This window comes from Streptococcus oralis (assembly GCF_018448765.2).
Lineage (GTDB): Bacteria > Bacillota > Bacilli > Lactobacillales > Streptococcaceae > Streptococcus > Streptococcus oralis_BM.
The window spans coordinates 1,688,137-1,706,232 of the sequence record NZ_JAHCMC020000001.1 but is presented as its reverse complement, the minus strand read 5'-3'; the positions used below and the strand labels follow the sequence as shown (position 1 = coordinate 1,706,232).

General features: G+C 41.2%; 17 protein-coding genes. 16 read left to right on the top strand and 1 reads right to left on the bottom strand.

The features are described from left to right. The first annotated feature begins 5 nt into the window (after positions 1–5). The 16 genes from jag (at position 6) to gap (ending at position 17,126) form a co-directional block, all read left to right on the top strand. Positions 6–992, top strand: coding sequence for an RNA-binding cell elongation regulator Jag/EloR (gene jag, locus KIH88_RS08580; RefSeq protein ID WP_084938491.1), 987 nt, complete (start codon positions 6–8; stop codon positions 990–992). Between the two features lie 51 nt (positions 993–1,043). Then, a complete protein-coding gene (locus tag KIH88_RS08575; protein WP_084938490.1) occupies positions 1,044–1,667 on the top strand; it encodes a ribonuclease P in 624 nt (207 codons plus the stop codon). Between the two features lie 132 nt (positions 1,668–1,799). Then, on the top strand, positions 1,800–3,257 hold the full coding sequence (locus KIH88_RS08570; RefSeq protein ID WP_000452078.1) for a PTS ascorbate transporter subunit IIC: 1,458 nt from the start codon (positions 1,800–1,802) through the stop codon (positions 3,255–3,257). A gap of 22 nt (positions 3,258–3,279) precedes the next feature. Beyond that, a complete protein-coding gene (locus tag KIH88_RS08565) occupies positions 3,280–3,558 on the top strand; it encodes a PTS sugar transporter subunit IIB (RefSeq protein WP_000241470.1) in 279 nt (92 codons plus the stop codon). A gap of 76 nt (positions 3,559–3,634) precedes the next feature. After that, a complete protein-coding gene (locus KIH88_RS08560) occupies positions 3,635–4,120 on the top strand; it encodes a PTS sugar transporter subunit IIA (protein ID WP_001049934.1) in 486 nt (161 codons plus the stop codon). Between the two features lie 14 nt (positions 4,121–4,134). After that, on the top strand, positions 4,135–4,800 hold the full coding sequence (locus tag KIH88_RS08555; protein WP_000166723.1) for a 3-keto-L-gulonate-6-phosphate decarboxylase UlaD: 666 nt from the start codon (positions 4,135–4,137) through the stop codon (positions 4,798–4,800). 3 nt (positions 4,801–4,803) lie between these two features. Next, the gene (locus tag KIH88_RS08550) at positions 4,804–5,667 is read left to right on the top strand and encodes an L-ribulose-5-phosphate 3-epimerase (RefSeq protein WP_000113588.1); all 864 of its coding nucleotides are present in this window, start codon (positions 4,804–4,806) and stop codon (positions 5,665–5,667) included. A 1-nt stretch (position 5,668) separates the two neighbouring features. Next, on the top strand, positions 5,669–6,373 hold the full coding sequence (locus KIH88_RS08545; protein ID WP_084938489.1) for an L-ribulose-5-phosphate 4-epimerase: 705 nt from the start codon (positions 5,669–5,671) through the stop codon (positions 6,371–6,373). 167 nt (positions 6,374–6,540) lie between these two features. Continuing rightward, positions 6,541–8,214 (top strand): BglG family transcription antiterminator, encoded by a 1,674-nt coding sequence (locus KIH88_RS08540; protein ID WP_084938488.1) that lies wholly within the window; start codon positions 6,541–6,543, stop codon positions 8,212–8,214. A gap of 116 nt (positions 8,215–8,330) precedes the next feature. Next, positions 8,331–9,422 (top strand): L-ascorbate 6-phosphate lactonase, encoded by a 1,092-nt coding sequence (gene ulaG / locus KIH88_RS08535; RefSeq protein ID WP_084938487.1) that lies wholly within the window; start codon positions 8,331–8,333, stop codon positions 9,420–9,422. Between the two features lie 127 nt (positions 9,423–9,549). Continuing rightward, entirely contained in the window at positions 9,550–11,526 is a 1,977-nt protein-coding gene (gene tkt / locus KIH88_RS08530) for a transketolase (RefSeq protein WP_084938486.1), read from the top strand. A 118-nt stretch (positions 11,527–11,644) separates the two neighbouring features. Beyond that, the gene (yajC, locus tag KIH88_RS08525; RefSeq protein ID WP_001069056.1) at positions 11,645–11,965 is read left to right on the top strand and encodes a preprotein translocase subunit YajC; all 321 of its coding nucleotides are present in this window, start codon (positions 11,645–11,647) and stop codon (positions 11,963–11,965) included. A 47-nt stretch (positions 11,966–12,012) separates the two neighbouring features. Beyond that, a complete protein-coding gene (locus tag KIH88_RS08520) occupies positions 12,013–12,456 on the top strand; it encodes a low molecular weight protein-tyrosine-phosphatase (RefSeq protein ID WP_213988910.1) in 444 nt (147 codons plus the stop codon). After that, positions 12,443–12,856 carry an MORN repeat-containing protein gene (locus KIH88_RS08515; protein ID WP_000413199.1) on the top strand — a complete coding sequence of 138 codons (414 nt, stop codon included), beginning with the start codon at positions 12,443–12,445 and terminating at the stop codon, positions 12,854–12,856. The genes KIH88_RS08520 and KIH88_RS08515 overlap by 14 nt, the downstream gene beginning before the upstream one ends. Positions 12,857–13,150: 294 nt before the next feature. Next, positions 13,151–15,802 (top strand): bifunctional acetaldehyde-CoA/alcohol dehydrogenase, encoded by a 2,652-nt coding sequence (gene adhE / locus KIH88_RS08510; RefSeq protein WP_213988911.1) that lies wholly within the window; start codon positions 13,151–13,153, stop codon positions 15,800–15,802. Between the two features lie 316 nt (positions 15,803–16,118). Beyond that, entirely contained in the window at positions 16,119–17,126 is a 1,008-nt protein-coding gene (gene gap / locus KIH88_RS08505) for a type I glyceraldehyde-3-phosphate dehydrogenase (protein WP_000260675.1), read from the top strand. A gap of 70 nt (positions 17,127–17,196) precedes the next feature. Here the strand turns inward: gap and KIH88_RS08500 are convergent, their stop codons facing one another. Next, a complete protein-coding gene (locus KIH88_RS08500; protein ID WP_308248995.1) occupies positions 17,197–18,072 on the bottom strand; it encodes an RluA family pseudouridine synthase in 876 nt (291 codons plus the stop codon). Positions 18,073–18,096: the final 24 nt, after the last annotated feature.

Here is an 18,096-nt window from a genome sequence, read left to right as displayed (position 1 = left end):
TGGTAATGGTATTATTTACAGGTTCAACGGTTGAAGAAGCAATCCAAAAAGGATTGAAAGAATTAGACATTCCAAGAATGAAGGCCCACATCAAGGTCGTTTCGAAAGAGAAAAAAGGGTTCTTAGGCTTGTTTGGTAAGAAGCCGGCTCAAGTTGATATCAAAGCGATTAGTGAAACGACAGTGATCAAAGCCAATCAGCAGGCCATTAAAGGGGTTCCAAAAGAAGTCAATGAAAAAAATGAACCCGTGAAAACAGTAAGTGAAGCAACTGTTGATTTGGGGCATGTAGTTGAAGCGATTAAGAAGATTGAAGAAGAAGGTCAAGGTGTTTCTGAAGAGGTCAAGGCTGAAATCCTGAAAAATGAAAAACATGCCAGCACGATTTTGGAAGAAACAGGTCATATTTCAATTTTAAATGATTTGGAACCAGAGGATACTGCCGAGGAAGTGGAATCTGCTCCAGAAAAAGAAACTGAAACGCAGGAAGCAACAAGCCAATCTTTGGAAGATTTAGGCTTGAAAGTAGAACCAAGTTATGACATCGAACAAGTGGCAACTGAAGTAGCTAACTACGTTCAAACCATTGTAGATGATATGGATGTTGAAGGGACGATTTCAAGTGACTACAATCGCCGCACCATCAATCTTCAAATTGACACCAATGAACCAGGCCGTATTATCGGCTATCACGGAAAAGTCTTGAAAGCTCTTCAACTATTGGCGCAAAATTACCTTTATAATCGCTATTCAAGAACTTTCTACATTACGATTAACGTCAATGATTATGTTGAACACCGTGCAGAAGTCTTGCAAACCTACGCTCAAAAATTAGCGAATCGCGTTTTGGAGGAAGGTCGTAGCCAGCAAACAGATCCAATGTCGAATAGCGAACGCAAGATTATCCATCGCATTATTTCACGCATGGATGGAGTGACCAGTTATTCTGAGGGTGATGAGCCAAATCGCTATGTTGTCGTAGATACAGAATAAACAAAATCAGGCTTGACCTGATTTTTTGCTAGAAAAAAGGAGAAAAGACCGATGATGGAAACCATCAGAAACTATCTATCTTACGCGGGGATCCAGTATCGTAATCCAGATAAGTCTGGAGATGAGCGAGAGAAGATGCTGGAATTGCGCCACAAAGGCCAGGAGGCTCGTAAGGCTTTTACAAATCTGGCCAAGGACTTCCAAGCAAGTCATCCAGAATGGCAACTTCAACAGACTAGTCAGTGGATGAATCAAGCGCAGCGCTTGCGACCGCATTTCTGGGCCTATCTACAGAGAGAGGGGCAGGTAACAGAACCCATGTTGGCGCTGCGTTTGTATGGGAAACCCTCAGATTTTGGGATTTCCTTAGAAGTCAGCTTCATCGAGCGCAAGAAGGATGAGCAAACTTTAGGCAAGCAGGCTAAAGTTTTAGAAATTTCAACCATTGAAGGAATTTATTACCTAGCATACACCGATGGTCAAAGTCAAAAGGTAGAAGCTAATGAAGAAAACCGCCTTCTCTTACGCGAGAAGGTGCGCAATCAGGAAATCCGTAAAGTTTTGGTCAAGTCGGATGTTTCTTTTATTGAAAATCAAACATTAGCAGAGATTTTAGAAAAATTAGAAGAAACTTATACTCGCCTACTTCCTTACTATGAGGTGACGAGGAAGTAAAATTTCTCAAAAATATCATAAATCGTTCAGTCCAAGAGTGAACAGTCCGCTGTGTAATTCTTGGTCTTTTTGTTTGTGTTTTCAAAATATATAATAAAGTTACAAAAACAATTCAAATAAAGGAGAACAGTTATGGAAGTCATTTCAAGTGTTCTAAATTGGTTTTCTAGCAATATTTTGCAGAATCCCGCATTTTTCGTGGGTCTCTTGGTACTAATTGGGTATGCGCTTTTGAAAAAGCCAGCTCATGAAGTCTTTTCAGGATTTGTAAAAGCGACAGTTGGTTATATGTTGCTGAACGTTGGTGCGGGAGGCTTGGTTACCACTTTCCGTCCGATCTTGGCAGCGCTCAACTTTAAATTTCAAATTGGTGCGGCAGTTATCGACCCTTACTTTGGACTAGCAGCCGCAAATAACAAAATTGCAGCTGAGTTTCCTGATTTTGTCGGAACTGCAACAACAGCCCTTTTGATCGGTTTCGGGGTCAATATTCTGCTAGTGGCTTTCCGTAAACTCACCAAAGTGAGAACTCTCTTTATCACAGGGCATATCATGGTGCAACAAGCAGCAACTGTTTCTCTTATGGTTCTCTTCTTGGTTCCACAATTGCGCAATGCTTACGGTACAGCGGCTATCGGAATTATCTGTGGACTTTACTGGGCAATTAGCTCAAACATGACTGTTGAAGCAACTCAACGTTTGACTGGTGGGGGTGGCTTTGCGATTGGTCACCAACAACAATTTGCTATTTGGTTTGTAGATAAAATCGCAGGACGTTTTGGTAAGAAGGAAGAAAGTCTAGACAATATTAAATTGCCTAAATTCCTCTCTATCTTTCATGATACAGTAGTTGCCTCTGCGACCTTGATGCTGGTCTTCTTTGGTGCTATTCTCTTGATCTTGGGACCAGAAATCATGTCAAATAAAGAAGTAATCACTTCAGGAACCTTGTTCAATCCTGCTAAGCAAGACTTCTTCATGTATATTATCCAAACAGCCTTCACCTTCTCAGTTTACTTGTTTATCTTGATGCAAGGTGTCCGCATGTTCGTATCTGAGTTGACAAATGCCTTCCAAGGTATCTCAAGTAAGCTTTTGCCAGGTTCATTCCCAGCGGTGGACGTTGCAGCTTCTTATGGATTTGGCTCTCCAAACGCTGTTTTGTCAGGTTTTGCCTTTGGTTTGATTGGTCAATTGATTACAATCGTTCTACTCATCGTCTTCAAAAATCCTATCCTTATCATCACAGGATTTGTACCGGTATTCTTTGATAATGCAGCTATCGCCGTTTACGCTGATAAACGTGGTGGTTGGAAAGCGGCAGTTATCTTGTCCTTTATCTCAGGTGTACTTCAAGTTGCCCTTGGTGCTCTTTGCGTAGCCCTTCTCGACTTGGCGGCTTATGGTGGTTACCATGGAAATATCGACTTTGAATTCCCATGGCTTGGATTTGGCTACATCTTCAAATACCTTGGTATTATTGGTTATGTGCTTGTTTGCCTCTTCTTGCTTGTCATTCCTCAAATTCAATTTGCCAAAGCTAAAGATAAAGAAAAATACTATAACGGCGAAGTACAAGAAGAAGCTTAGAATTTAGAAAAGGAGAAATAAAATGGTTAAAGTATTAGCAGCATGTGGAAATGGTATGGGTTCATCAATGGTTATCAAGATGAAGGTGGAAAATGCGCTCCGCAAGCTAAACCAAACAGACTTTACAGTAAACTCATGCAGTGTCGGCGAAGCTAAAAGTTTGGCAGCTGGCTATGATATCGTTATCGCCTCTCTTCACCTGATCCAAGAATTGGAAGGGAGAACAAATGGGAAGTTAATTGGGCTTGACAACTTGATGGATGATAAAGAAATCACTGAAAAACTCAGTCAGGCACTATAGAAGGTTGGAGGGGGCTGGACAGAAACTGTGAAGACTGGGTTCTGTCCTAGTCCCTCTTTACATAAAGGAGGCAACTATGAATTTAAAACAGGCTTTGATTGAAAATAATTCAATTCGATTGGGACTTGAGGCGGCTGATTGGAAAGAAGCAGTTAAGTTAGCGGTGGAACCCTTGATTGAAAGTGGCGCAATTTTACCAGAGTACTATGATGCGATTATTGAGTCAACAGAAGAATATGGTCCCTACTATATTTTAATGCCAGGGATGGCTATGCCCCATGCTAGGCCAGAGGCAGGTGTTCAGCGGGATGCTTTTTCACTGATTACCTTGCAAAAATCAGTTGTTTTTTCAGATGGAAAAGAAGTATCCGTCTTACTAGCTTTGGCTGCGACAAGCTCAAAGATTCATACAAGTGTAGCGATTCCACAAATTATTGCCTTGTTTGAGTTGGAAGATTCCATTGCCCGCTTACAAGGATGCCAGAGCAAAGAAGAAGTTTTGGATATGATTGAAGAATCAAAAAATAGTCCATACCTCGAAGGCTTGGACTTGGAAAGCTAAAAAGGAGTAGGAAGATGACAAAAAGAATACCAAATTTACAAGTTGCACTAGACCATTCAGATTTGCAAGGCGCCATTAAGGCTGCTGTAGCTGTTGGTCATGAAGTGGATATCATCGAAGCTGGTACTGTTTGCCTACTTCAAGTAGGGAGCGAATTAGTAGAAGTCTTGCGTAGCCTTTTCCCAGATAAGATCATCGTTGCAGACACCAAGTGTGCGGATGCTGGTGGAACGGTTGCCAAGAATAATGCTGTACGTGGAGCGGACTGGATGACTTGTATCTGCTGTGCAACCATTCCGACTATGGAAGCTGCTCTTAAAGCCATCACAGCTGAACGTGGAGATAGAGGTGAAATCCAAATCGAACTTTATGGAGACTGGACTTTTGAACAGGCTCAACTCTGGCTTGATGCGGGAATTTCCCAAGCAATCTATCACCAATCTCGTGATGCCCTGCTTGCTGGGGAAACTTGGGGCGAAAAAGATCTAAACAAGGTCAAAAAATTGATTGATATGGGCTTCCGTGTGTCTGTTACGGGAGGACTGGATGTGGATACACTCAAACTCTTTGAAGGAGTGGATGTCTTTACCTTTATCGCAGGTCGCGGAATTACCGAGGCAGCAGATCCAGCAGGCGCAGCACGTGCCTTTAAGGACGAAATCAAACGAATTTGGGGGTAAGCTATGGCACGTCCAATTGGAATCTATGAAAAAGCTACACCCAAGCATTTTACTTGGTTGGAACGCTTGAATTTTGCAAAAGAATTGAGCTTCGACTTTGTTGAAATGTCGATTGACGAGCGTGATGAACGTTTGGCTCGTCTTGATTGGAGCAAGGAAGAACGATTGGAAATCGTGAAAGCCATCTATGAAACAGGAATCCGAATTCCGTCCATCTGTTTTTCAGGTCATCGTCGCTATCCAATGGGTTCAAACGATCCAGTTCTAGAAGAAAAATCGCTGGAACTGATGAAAAAATGTATCGAACTAGCTCAGGATTTGGGAGTGCGTACGATTCAGTTAGCTGGTTATGACGTTTATTATGAGGAAAAGTCCCCTCAAACACGTGAACGTTTCATCAAAAACCTCAGACAAGCTTGTGTCTGGGCGGAGGAAGCTCAGGTCATCTTAGCTATTGAAATTATGGATGATCCTTTTATTAATAGCATTGAAAAGTACTTGGCTGTTGAAAAAGAGATTGATTCACCTTATCTTTTTGTTTATCCAGATATTGGTAATGTCTCAGCTTGGCATAATGACGTTTACAGTGAATTTTATATCGGGCACCATGCCCTTGCAGCCCTCCACCTCAAGGATACCTATCCCGTGACCGAAACTTCAAAAGGACAATTCCGAGATGTTCCTTTTGGAACTGGCTGCGTCAACTGGGAAGCAGCTTTTGATATTTTGAAAAAGACCAACTATAATGGTCCTTTCCTAATCGAGATGTGGTCTGAAAACTGTGAAACAGTAGAAGAAACCAAAGTGGCTATCAAAGAAGCACAAGATTTCCTCTACCCATTAATAAAGAAAGCGGGTTTGATGTAAGATGAATCAAGTAATCAATGATATGAGAAAGCGTGTCTGCGAAGCTAATCAATCTCTTCCTAAACACGGCTTGGTTAAATTCACATGGGGCAATGTCTCAGAAGTGAATCGTGAGCTAGGCGTGATTGTTATCAAGCCATCGGGAGTAGATTATGATAAATTGACTCCTGAAAACATGGTGGTGACAGATTTGGATGGGAAGGTACTTGAAGGTGATTTGAGACCATCTTCCGACCTACCAACTCACGTGGAATTATATAAAGCTTGGCCTACCATTGGTAGTGTGGTTCATACTCACTCGACAGAAGCAGTGGGTTGGGCACAGGCGGGACGTGATATTCCATTTTATGGGACCACACATGCCGACTATTTTTATGGACCAATTCCTTGTGCTCGTAGCTTAACTCAGGATGAAGTTGAAGTAGCGTATGAAAAGGATACAGGTTTGGTCATTCTGGAAGAATTTGAACGTCGCGGTCTCAATCCGGTTGAAGTACCAGGGATTGTCGTTCGCAACCACGGTCCATTCACATGGGGCAAGAACCCTGAAAATGCAGTTTACCATTCAGTGGTTCTCGAAGAAGTTGCCAAGATGAACCGTTTCACAGAGCAAATCAATCCAAGAGTTGAACCTGCTCCACAGTACATATTGGAAAAACATTACCAAAGAAAGCATGGACCAAATGCCTACTATGGTCAAAAATAAAAAACGGGCAATTGAAAAGAGGCTTGGAGGTATCTAGGCCTCGCTTTTGCAATGAATCTGAAAAGCAAACGAGCCCAATGATAAATATTATCATTGAAACATTTTTATTAAAGTGCTATGATAGGGAGACTGTTTGATTGATTGGTCCCGAATAATAGGAGGATAAGATGGTATTAGATAAAACGAGTTGTGAGCTATTGCTGTACCTCATGGATCAAGAATCTCCCAAAACGATTATGACCATTTCCAAAGATTTGGGTCAATCAAGGAGAAAGGTCTATTATCACGTTGATAAAATTAATGATGCATTGGGCAATCCTGAACACCACCTTGTTAGCCTTCCTCGTATTGGTATCTACTTAACGGAGGAGCAGAGACTTGCTTGTCAGCAACTTTTATCCGAAGTTGACTCCTACGATTATGTGATGAGCGGGGAAGAACGCATGCAGATGATGTTATTTTGGATTGGAATTTCCAAAGAACGCATCACTGTCGAAAAACTGATGGAATTAACAGAAGTTTCGCGGAACACCGTTTTGAATGATCTCAATACCATCCGTTACCAGTTAAGCCTAGAACAGTATCAGGTAACCCTGCAAGTAAGTAAATCACAAGGTTATTATCTTAGCGCCCACCCCTTAAATAAAATTCAGCATCTTCAATCGCTCTTATACCATATCTTTATGGAAGGAAATGGAGCATTTGTTACCATTCTTGAAGATAAGATAAAGGATAGATTCCAAGGAGAGTTGCTTTTGTCTAGACAAATGCATCAATTTCTCAAGGAGCAAGTCCCTCTGGTTGAACAGGATTTAGGGAAAAAAATAAATCATCATGAAGTGACCTTTATGTTGCGAGTGCTTCCTTATCTGCTTTTAAGTTGTGATAATATCACGCGTCATCAAGAAAAGCATCAGGATATTGATCAAGATTTTTCCTTGATTCGTAAGAGAATAGAGTACAGAGTATCTGAAAGGCTGAGCGAGCGTCTTTTTGAGACATTTGAAATTTCTTTATCGGAACTCGAAATTTCTCTGTTGGCCATTCTCCTTTTATCCTATAGAAAGGATAGAGACGTCCATGCGGAAAGCGAAGACTTTCACCAGCTGAAAGTAACTTTAGAGGAATTTATTTGGTATTTTGAATCACAAACCAAGATGGAAATTGAAAACAAGGAAGACTTGTTACGTAACCTGCTGATTCACTGTAAGGCTTTGTTGTTTAGAAAGACCTATGGCATCTTTTCTAAAAATCCTCTTACTAAGCAAATCCGTTCCAAGTACAGCGAGCTCTTTATCATCACCAAAAAATGTGCCGAGATTTTGGAGGAAGCCTGGCTTGTACGCTTGACGGACGATGAGATTGCTTATCTGACGATTCACGTTGGTGGATTTTTGAAATACACTCCATCCTCGCAGAATGCCACCAAAAAAATTTATCTAGTTTGTGACGAAGGAGTAGGGGTTTCTAAACTGTTGCTCAAACAATGTCGTTTCTATCTTCCCAACGAACAAATCGGGGCAGTTTTCACAACAGAACAGTTTAAAAGTGTTGAGGATATTACCTTGGTGGATTTGGTGATTACAACAAATGATGAACTAGAGAGTCGCTTCCCTGTCTTAAAGGTCAATCCCATCTTGGAGGCAGAGGATATCTTGCGTATAGTTGATTATCTGAAAAACAAGGTTTTTCGAAAAGACGGCAGAAGTTTCAGCGAAAATTTATCAACCATTATTTCAACTTATATACCGGATAAGCGTGCCGCAATGAAACTACAGCAGGAGATTCAAAGTCTGATAAATCAAGAATTACTTATCCAGTCCTTTTTTGAAGAGTTATAACATGACAGTCCAATGATGAACACAAACCTGTGTTTTTCTTGGTCTTTTTTAATTTTCGGGCGGGTGTTATACTAAGTATGAAATGAAAACATGAACAAAAAATGGAGGATGTCATAATGCCAAACGTAAAAGAAATTACAAGAGAATCATGGATTCTAGCGACTTTCCCAGAATGGGGAACATGGCTCAACGAAGAAATTGAAGAAGAAGTCGTTCCTGAAGGCAATTTTGCTATGTGGTGGCTAGGCAACTGTGGAACTTGGATTAAGACACCTGGTGGTGCTAACGTTGTGATGGACCTTTGGTCAAATCGCGGAAAATCTACTAAAAAAGTTAAAGATATGGTCCGTGGGCACCAAATGGCTAACATGGCAGGTGTACGTAAATTGCAACCAAACTTGCGTGTTCAACCGATGGTCATTGACCCATTTGCAATCAATGAGTTAGACTACTACTTGGTTTCCCACTTCCATAGCGATCATATTGATCCTTATACAGCCGCAGCTATTTTGAATAATCCAAAATTGGAACATGTTAAATTCATCGGGCCTTACCATTGCGGACTTATCTGGGAAGGCTGGGGAGTGCCAAAAGAACGCATTATTGTAGTTAAACCAGGTGACACCATTGAACTCAAAGACATGAAGATTCATGCTGTGGAATCTTTTGACCGTACTTGCTTGGTAACTTTGCCAGTCAACGGTGCTGATGAAACAGGTGGAGAATTGGCAGGTTTGGCTGTTACTGATGAAGAGATGGCTCAAAAAGCTGTTAACTATATTTTTGAAACACCAGGTGGTACTATTTATCACGGTGCAGACTCTCACTTCTCAAACTACTTTGCGAAACACGGAAAAGACTTTAAGATTGATGTTGCTTTGAACAACTATGGTGAAAACCCAGTTGGTATCCAAGACAAGATGACTTCAATTGACCTTCTTCGTATGGCAGAAAATCTGCGTGCTAAAGTCATTATCCCAGTTCACTATGACATCTGGTCAAACTTTATGGCTTCAACCAATGAAATTTTAGAACTATGGAAGATGAGAAAAGACCGTTTGCAGTACAACTTCCATCCATTTATCTGGGAAGTAGGAGGTAAGTACACTTATCCTCAAGATCAGCACCTGGTAGAATACCATCACCCACGTGGATTTGATGATTGCTTCGAGCAAGATTCAAATATCCAATTCAAAGCTTTGCTATAAAAACTGTTCAAATGATGTAAATTATTATCTGGAGGTTATCCGTATGTTGCACTATACGGATAATTTTCATATAATAGAAAAATAGGATGTGTGAACTACTAATCACCTCAAAGAGAAAGGAAATTCTATGTCAAATCTATCTGTTAATGCAATTCGTTTCCTAGGAATTGACGCCATTAACAAAGCCAACTCAGGTCACCCAGGTGTGGTTATGGGAGCGGCTCCGATGGCTTATAGCCTCTTTACAAAACAACTTCGTATCAATCCAGCCCAACCAAACTGGATTAACCGCGACCGCTTTATTCTTTCAGCAGGACACGGATCTATGCTTCTCTATGCCCTTCTTCACCTTTCTGGTTTTGAAGATGTCAGCATGGATGAAATCAAGAGCTTCCGCCAATGGGGTTCCAAAACACCTGGTCACCCAGAATTTGGACATACAGCAGGGATTGATGCTACTACTGGACCTCTAGGTCAAGGGATTTCGACTGCTACTGGTTTTGCCCAAGCAGAACGTTTCCTTGCAGCCAAATATAATCGTGAAGGCTACAATCTCTTTGATCACTATACTTATGTGATCTGTGGAGATGGAGATTTGATGGAAGGTGTCTCAAGTGAGGCGGCTTCATACGCAGGCTTGCAAAAACTTGACAAGTTGGTGGTTCTTTATGATTCAAATGACATCAACTTGGATGGCGAGACAAAAGATTCCTTCACAGAAAGTGTTCGTGATCGTTACAATGCCTACGGTTGGCATACAGCCTTGGTTGAAGATGGAACAGACTTGGAAGCAATCCATGCTGCTATCGAAGCAGCTAAAGCTTCAGGCAAACCATCTTTGATTGAAGTGAAGACTGTGATTGGATATGGTTCTCCAAACAAACAAGGAACCAATGCTGTACACGGTGCTCCTCTTGGTGCAGACGAAACTGCAGCAACTCGTCAAGCCCTCGGTTGGGACTATGAACCATTTGAAATCCCAGCTGAAGTTTATGCTGATTTCAAAGAAAATGTTGCAGATCGTGGCGCATCAGCTTATCAAGCTTGGACAAAATTAGTTGCTGATTATAAAGAAGTTTATCCAGAACTTGCTGCAGAAGTAGAAGCTATCATTGACGGGCGCGACCCAGTTGAAGTAACTCCAGCAGACTTCCCAGCCTTAGAAAACGGCTTCTCTCAAGCAACTCGTAATTCAAGCCAAGATGCCTTGAATGTTGTAGCAGCTAAGTTGCCAACCTTCTTAGGTGGATCAGCTGACCTCGCTCACTCAAACATGACTTATATCAAGACTGATGGACTTCAAGACGATGCTAATCGCTTGAACCGTAACATTCAGTTTGGTGTTCGTGAATTTGCAATGGGAACGATCTTGAACGGAATGGCTCTTCATGGTGGACTTCGTGTATACGGTGGTACTTTCTTTGTCTTCTCTGACTATGTGAAAGCAGCGGTCCGTTTGTCAGCCTTGCAAGGACTTCCTGTGACTTATGTCTTTACTCACGATTCAATCGCAGTTGGTGAAGATGGTCCAACTCACGAACCAGTTGAACACTTGGCAGGTCTTCGTGCCATGCCAAATCTGAATGTTTTCCGTCCAGCAGATGCGCGTGAAACTCAAGCAGCTTGGTACCTTGCAGTGACAAGCGAAAAAACACCAACTGCTCTTGTCTTGACACGCCAAAACTTGACTGTTGAAGAGGGAACAGACTTTGACAAAGTTGCAAAAGGTGCCTATGTTGTCTATGAAAATGCAGCTGACTTTGATACCATCTTGATTGCAACAGGTTCAGAGGTCAATCTGGCTGTCGAAGCTGCCAAAGAATTGGCTAGTCAAGGCGCAAAAGTCCGCGTAGTCAGCATGCCATCTACAGATGTCTTTGATAAACAAGATGCAGCTTACAAGGAAGAAATCCTTCCAAATGCAGTCCGCCGTCGTGTTGCAGTCGAAATGGGTGCAACTCAAAACTGGTACAAATATGTCGGTCTTGATGGTGCAGTTCTTGGAATTGATACCTTCGGAGCATCTGCCCCAGCACCAAAAGTATTGGCGGAGTACGGATTTACAGTTGAAAATCTAGTCAAAGTTGTTCAAAACTTGAAATAATCGCAGAAATCAGAGTGAAAGCTCTGATTTTTTTATCATCATAAAAGTAAGGCACAACCTTGTAAAAGTAGCTGAAATTTGATATAGTAGTCCTATGTAAAAGACAAAGGAGAAAACAATGAATCCAAATATTACTTTTTTAATCATGCTTGTAGGTATGATGGCCTTGATGTTCTTTATGCAACGTTCTCAAAAGAAACAAGCGCAAAAGCGTATGGAAAGCTTGAACAAGCTTCAAAAAGGCTATGAAGTTATTACAATTGGCGGCCTTTACGGAACAGTGGATGAAGTAGACACTGAGAAGAGAACAATCGTACTTGATGTAGATGGCGTTTATTTGACTTTTGAATTGGCTGCTATCAAGACCGTTTTGCCGCTCAAAGAGGCTGTGACACCAGAAGGAACAGTTGTTGACGAAAGTGGAGCAATCGAAGAATAAAACGGGACCTGTCACTCCCGTTTTTCTATGAAGTAAGAGGAAAAGGGATGAGAAAAATAGTATTTGTGTGCCTAGGAAACATCTGCCATAGCCCCATGGCAGAGTTTGTGATGAAATCCATGACGAGCGATTACCAGATTGAGAGTCGTGCGACTTCGTCTTGGGAACATGGCAATCCGATTCATAAGGGAACGCAAGGGATTTTCCAGCAATATCAGATTCCTTATGACAAAGACAAAACATCACTCCAGGTTCGTAGAGAAGATTTTGAGTCATTTGATTACATTATCGGGATGGATGCTTCAAACGTTTCAGATCTGCGTCAAATGTGTCCTCAGGAATTGCAGCATAAGATCTACCCTTTTGCATCTGAAAGTGTTCCAGATCCTTGGTATACAGGAGATTTTGAGGAAACCTATGCTCGCATCACAAGTGGCTGTAAAAGTTGGCTAGATCGATTAGAAAATGAGAGTGACAATGGAAAAGCTTAAACAAATCTATGAAAAGTATAGAGTTTACCTAACTCGCCCTAGGCTAGAGTTCATTGCAGTAGTCGTAATTGCACTCTGTGCCCTTTCGGTATTTCTACTAAATACACCCAAAAAGGGTGTCCTGACACTTGATGGTGGTGCACTTGTTTATGATGGTACCCTGGTACGAGGGAAAATGAATGGTCAGGGGACCATGACCTTTGAAAATGGGGACCAATATACAGGTGATTTCAATAATGGAGCCTTTAATGGAAAAGGAACGTTCCAATCAAAAGATGGCTGGAAATACGAAGGTGATTTTGTAAATGGCCAGGCTGAAGGTCAAGGAAAGTTGACGACAGAGCAAGAAGTTGTCTATGAAGGAACCTTTAAACAAGGCGTTTTCCAACAAAAACAGTAGTCTCCAGATGAGGAGGCTATTTTTAAAAGCGAGAAAGAAAGCGCTTTCTGTGATTAAATTCGGTAAATAACTATCAACTAGAAAAACTTTGTGAAATAAAAAAATATTTTTCATAATTTCACAATCATCCAGATAAAACTCTATTGCACAGGTGGGTTGAGAAAAAATCACAAATTTAAGAAATTTCTTTGTGAAATGCTTATGAAACTGTTTACAAAGTATAAAAAAAGAGTTATAATGAACTTGTGAAAAAATTAACAAAGGATAACATCCTTAAAGGCTATGGAGGATAATATGGCTGATAAAAAAACAGTAACACCAGAGGAAAAACAACTTGCTGCTGAAAAGCATGTCGACGGTCTCGTGAAAAAAGCCTTGGTTGCGCTTGATGAAATGCGTAAGTTGAACCAAGAGCAAGTTGACTACATCGTAGCAAAAGCGTCTGTTGCAGCACTTGACGCACATGGTATCCTTGCACAACACGCAGTTGAAGAAACTGGTCGTGGGGTATTTGAAGACAAGGCGACAAAAAACCTATTTGCCTGCGAACACGTAGTGAACAATATGCGTGGAGTTAAAACAGTTGGAGTTATCGAAGATGATCCAATTACAGGTTTGACAAAGATTGCGGAGCCTGTAGGGGTAATCTGTGGTGTCACTCCGACAACAAACCCAACTTCAACAGCGATTTTCAAATCCTTGATTGCTTTAAAAACACGTAACCCAATCGTTTTTGCCTTCCACCCATCTGCTCAAGAATCATCAGCTCATGCAGCACAAATCGTTCGCGATGCAGCGATTGCAGCTGGTGCTCCTGAAAACTGTGTTCAATGGATTACAAAGCCATCTATGGAAGCAACTGGAGCGCTAATGAACCACGAAGGTGTTGCAACTATTCTTGCAACTGGTGGGAATGCCATGGTTAAAGCTGCATACTCATGTGGAAAACCAGCACTTGGGGTAGGTGCCGGAAACGTTCCTGCCTATGTAGAAAAATCTGCTGACCTTCGTCAAGCTGCTCATGACATCGTTATGTCTAAATCATTTGACAATGGTATGGTCTGTGCATCAGAACAAGCGGTTATCATTGATAAAGAAGTGTATGACGAATTTGTAGAAGAATTCAAATCATATCACACTTACTTTGTAAACAAGAAAGAAAAAGCACTTCTTGAAGAATTCTGTTTCGGCGTGAAAGCAAACAGTAAAAACTGTGCAGGTGCTAAACTAAATGCAAACATCGTTGGTAAACCAGCAGCATGGATTGCTGAACAAGCAGGATTTAGTGTTCCAGAAGGAACAAACATCTTGGCTGCAGAATGCGCAGAAGTAGGACCAAAAGAACCGTTGACTCGTGAAAAATTATCACCAGTTATTGCTGTCCTAAAAGCTGAAGATACAGAAGACGGTCTTAAAAAAGCTCGTCAAATGGTTGAGTTTAACGGACTTGGTCACTCAGCAGCCATCCATACAAAAGACGAAGCTCTTGCTAAACGCTTTGGTACAGAAATCAAAGCTATGCGTATTATCTGGAACTCTCCATCTACTTTCGGTGGTATCGGTGACGTATACAATGCCTTCATTCCATCATTGACACTTGGATGTGGCTCATATGGACACAACTCAGTTGGTGATAACGTGAGTGCGATCAACCTTCTAAACATCAAGAAAGTAGGGAAACGTAGAAATAATATGCAATGGTTTAAAGTTCCTTCAAAAATTTACTTCGAACGCAATTCTATCCAATACCTTCAAACATGTGAAGATATTGAACGCGTTATGATTGTTACAGACAAATCGATCGAAAAACTTGGCTTTGTTCAACGCATTATTGACCAATTGAACAAACGCAGCAACCGTGTAACTGTCCAAGTCTTCTCAGACGTTGAACCAGACCCAGATATCACAACTGTAGAACGTGGTACTGAAGTAATGAGAGCATTTGAACCAGACACAATCATTGCTCTTGGTGGTGGTTCTCCAATGGATGCAGCGAAAGTAATGTGGCTCTTCTACGAACAACCACAAATCGACTTCCGTGACTTGGTTCAAAAATTCATGGACATCCGTAAACGTGCCTTCCGCTTCCCATCACTTGGTAAAAAAGCGAAATACATTGGTATTCCAACAACTTCAGGTACAGGTTCAGAAGTAACACCATTTGCCGTTATCTCTGATAAGAAAAACAACCGCAAATACCCATTGGCTGACTACTCATTGACACCAACTATTGCCATTGTTGACCCTGCTTTGGTTGAGTCAGTTCCAGATTTCATCGCTGCGGATACAGGTATGGACGTCTTGACTCACGCGACTGAAGCTTACACTTCAAACTTTGCTAACGACTACACAGACGGTATCGCCCTTCAAACAATCAAACTTGTCTTTGAATGGTTGGAAAAATCTGTTAAGACAGCTGATCCAGAAGCTCGCGAAAAAATGCATAATGCATCTACAATGGCTGGTATGGCCTTTGCCAATGCCTTCCTTGGTATGAGCCACTCAATGGCCCACAAGATCGGTGCGGTTCACCATACTGTTCACGGACGTACAAACGCTATCTTGCTTCCATATGTTATCCGTTACAATGGTACTCGTCCATCTAAGACGACTACATGGCCTAAATACAACTACTGGAAAGCTGATGAGAAATTCCAAGACATCGCGAAAATGCTTGGCTTGCCTCATTCAACTCCAGAAGAAGCAGTTGAAGCATACGCTAAAGCTGTTTACGAACTTGGTGTTGCAGTAGGTATCAAGATGAACTTCAAGGATCAAGGAATTGATGAAAAAGCTTGGAAAGACAGCTTGCATGAAATTGCTTTGCTTGCTTATGAAGATCAATGTTCACCTGCTAACCCTCGCTTGCCAATGGTAGCTGACATGGAAGAAATCATGGCAGATGCTTACTATGGTTATGCAGAACATCCAGGACGTCGTAAATAATCGTTTATCAGCCTAGAGGCAGGAGTTATCCTGTCTCTTTTTTGTGAACTCAGATAGACCTGGAATTAAGGTTGAGTGTAGAAATGGAGATAATATACGGACATTATAAAAGATTGTAGGGATATATTTAAAAATTAAAGAATAAGTGAATGAAAAGGAGTGGAAAAGTAGAAAAGCAAGAGAGAAAATCGACGCCCGTACTTGCAATTCAACTCAAATAGTTATATAATAGGTTTGTTGAAAGGTGATTTGTAGTGATTCAAGTTACTCTTTTCACAATAAAATTTTCATGATTTTCATAAGGAGGAAATCACTAATGGTAGTTAAAGTTGGTATTAACGGTTTCGGACGTATCGGTCGTCTTGCTTTTCGCCGTATCCAAAATGTAGAAGGTGTTGAAGTTACTCGTATCAACGACCTTACAGATCCAGTGATGCTTGCACACTTGTTGAAATACGACACAACTCAAGGTCGTTTCGACGGTACTGTAGAAGTTAAAGAAGGTGGATTCGAAGTTAACGGTAAATTCGTTAAAGTTTCTGCTGAACGTGATCCAGAACAAATCGACTGGGCTAACGATGGTGTAGAAATCGTTCTTGAAGCAACTGGTTTCTTTGCTACTAAAGCAGCTGCTGAAAAACACCTTAAAGGTGGTGCTAAGAAAGTTGTTATCACTGCTCCTGGTGGAAGCGATGTTAAAACAATCGTATTCAACACTAACCACGATACACTTGATGGTACTGAAACAGTTATCTCAGGTGCTTCATGTACTACAAACTGTTTGGCTCCAATGGCTAAAGCTCTTCATGACAACTTCGGTATCGTTGAAGGTTTGATGACCACTATCCACGCTTACACTGGTGACCAAATGATTCTTGACGGACCACACCGTAAAGGTGACCTTCGCCGTGCTCGTGCTGCTGCAGTTAACATCGTTCCTAACTCAACTGGTGCTGCTAAAGCAATCGGTTTGGTTATTCCTGAATTGAACGGTAAATTGGATGGAGCTGCTCAACGTGTTCCTGTTCCAGCTGGTTCAGTAACTGAATTGGTAGCAGTTCTTGACAAGAACGTTACTGTTGATGAAGTAAATGCAGCTATGAAAGCAGCTTCTAACGAATCATACGGTTACACTGAAGATCCAATCGTATCTTCTGATATCCTAGGTATGTCATTCGGTTCATTGTTTGACGCAACTCAAACTAAAGTTCTTGACGTTGACGGTAAACAATTGGTTAAAGTTGTTTCATGGTATGATAACGAAATGTCTTACACTTCACAACTTGTTCGTACTCTTGAATACTTTGCAAAAATCGCTAAATAATTCTTGAGTCGATAAAAAAGCAAGGCTTTCTGGCCTTGCTTTTTTGTATATATAAGAATAAATGATAATGTCATCCATTCTTTTTTAATTCTTTTTCAAAAGTATCCGATAGAACAGTGAAACTCAATTTTTCTAAGGTGAGTGGATGGGTAAAAGAAAGGCGAAAGGCATGAAGCATAAGCCGACTTGTTTTTGATTTACTATTATAGAGAGGGTCGCCCAAGATAGGATGCTTGTGATGAGAGAGGTGAACACGAATCTGATGCGTTCGACCGGTCTTTAGTTTGCAACGGACAAGAGCTGTTTTGTTTGGGAATTGCTTTAATCGGCTTACATGCGTTTCAGCATATTGCCCATTTTTTGCATCAACTACTCTTTTTCTGCGATCATGACGATTACGCCCGATTTTATCTTGAAAGACAAGTTCTTTACTCTCTACTCGTCCTTCTACGAGTGCCCAGTACTCGCGAGCAATTTCTTTTTTCTCCAACAAGCGATTAAGAATGGGAAGAATAAAAGGGTTCTTAGCAAAAAGCACTAGTCCACTGGTTTCCATATCTAGACGATGAACGACATAGCAAGTCTGCCCGACGTAGGCAGAGACATGATTGAGAAGGGCGATTTCGTTTGGTTGGTTACCGTGAGTTTTCATACCCTCAGGTTTGTTGACGACAATAAGATGTTGGTCCTGATAAACTTCTTGAACGAGGTCTGGATTTCCCCAAAGGATTTCCTTTTTGGGATAATCTTCCTCGTCAAAAGTCAATTGGCAAATATCCCCTGGCTTCACCATCTCGTTCCAGTGAACTTCTTCGTGGTTAATTAAGATGTTCTTCTTGGTTCTCAAAAAATGACGAATTTTTCTAGGGATGAGGAGTTGTTCCTCTAGGAATTGTTTGACCGTCATTTGAGGCAAGGATTCGGGTAATGTAAATGTGAATTGCATACAGATATTGTAACAAAAAAAGCC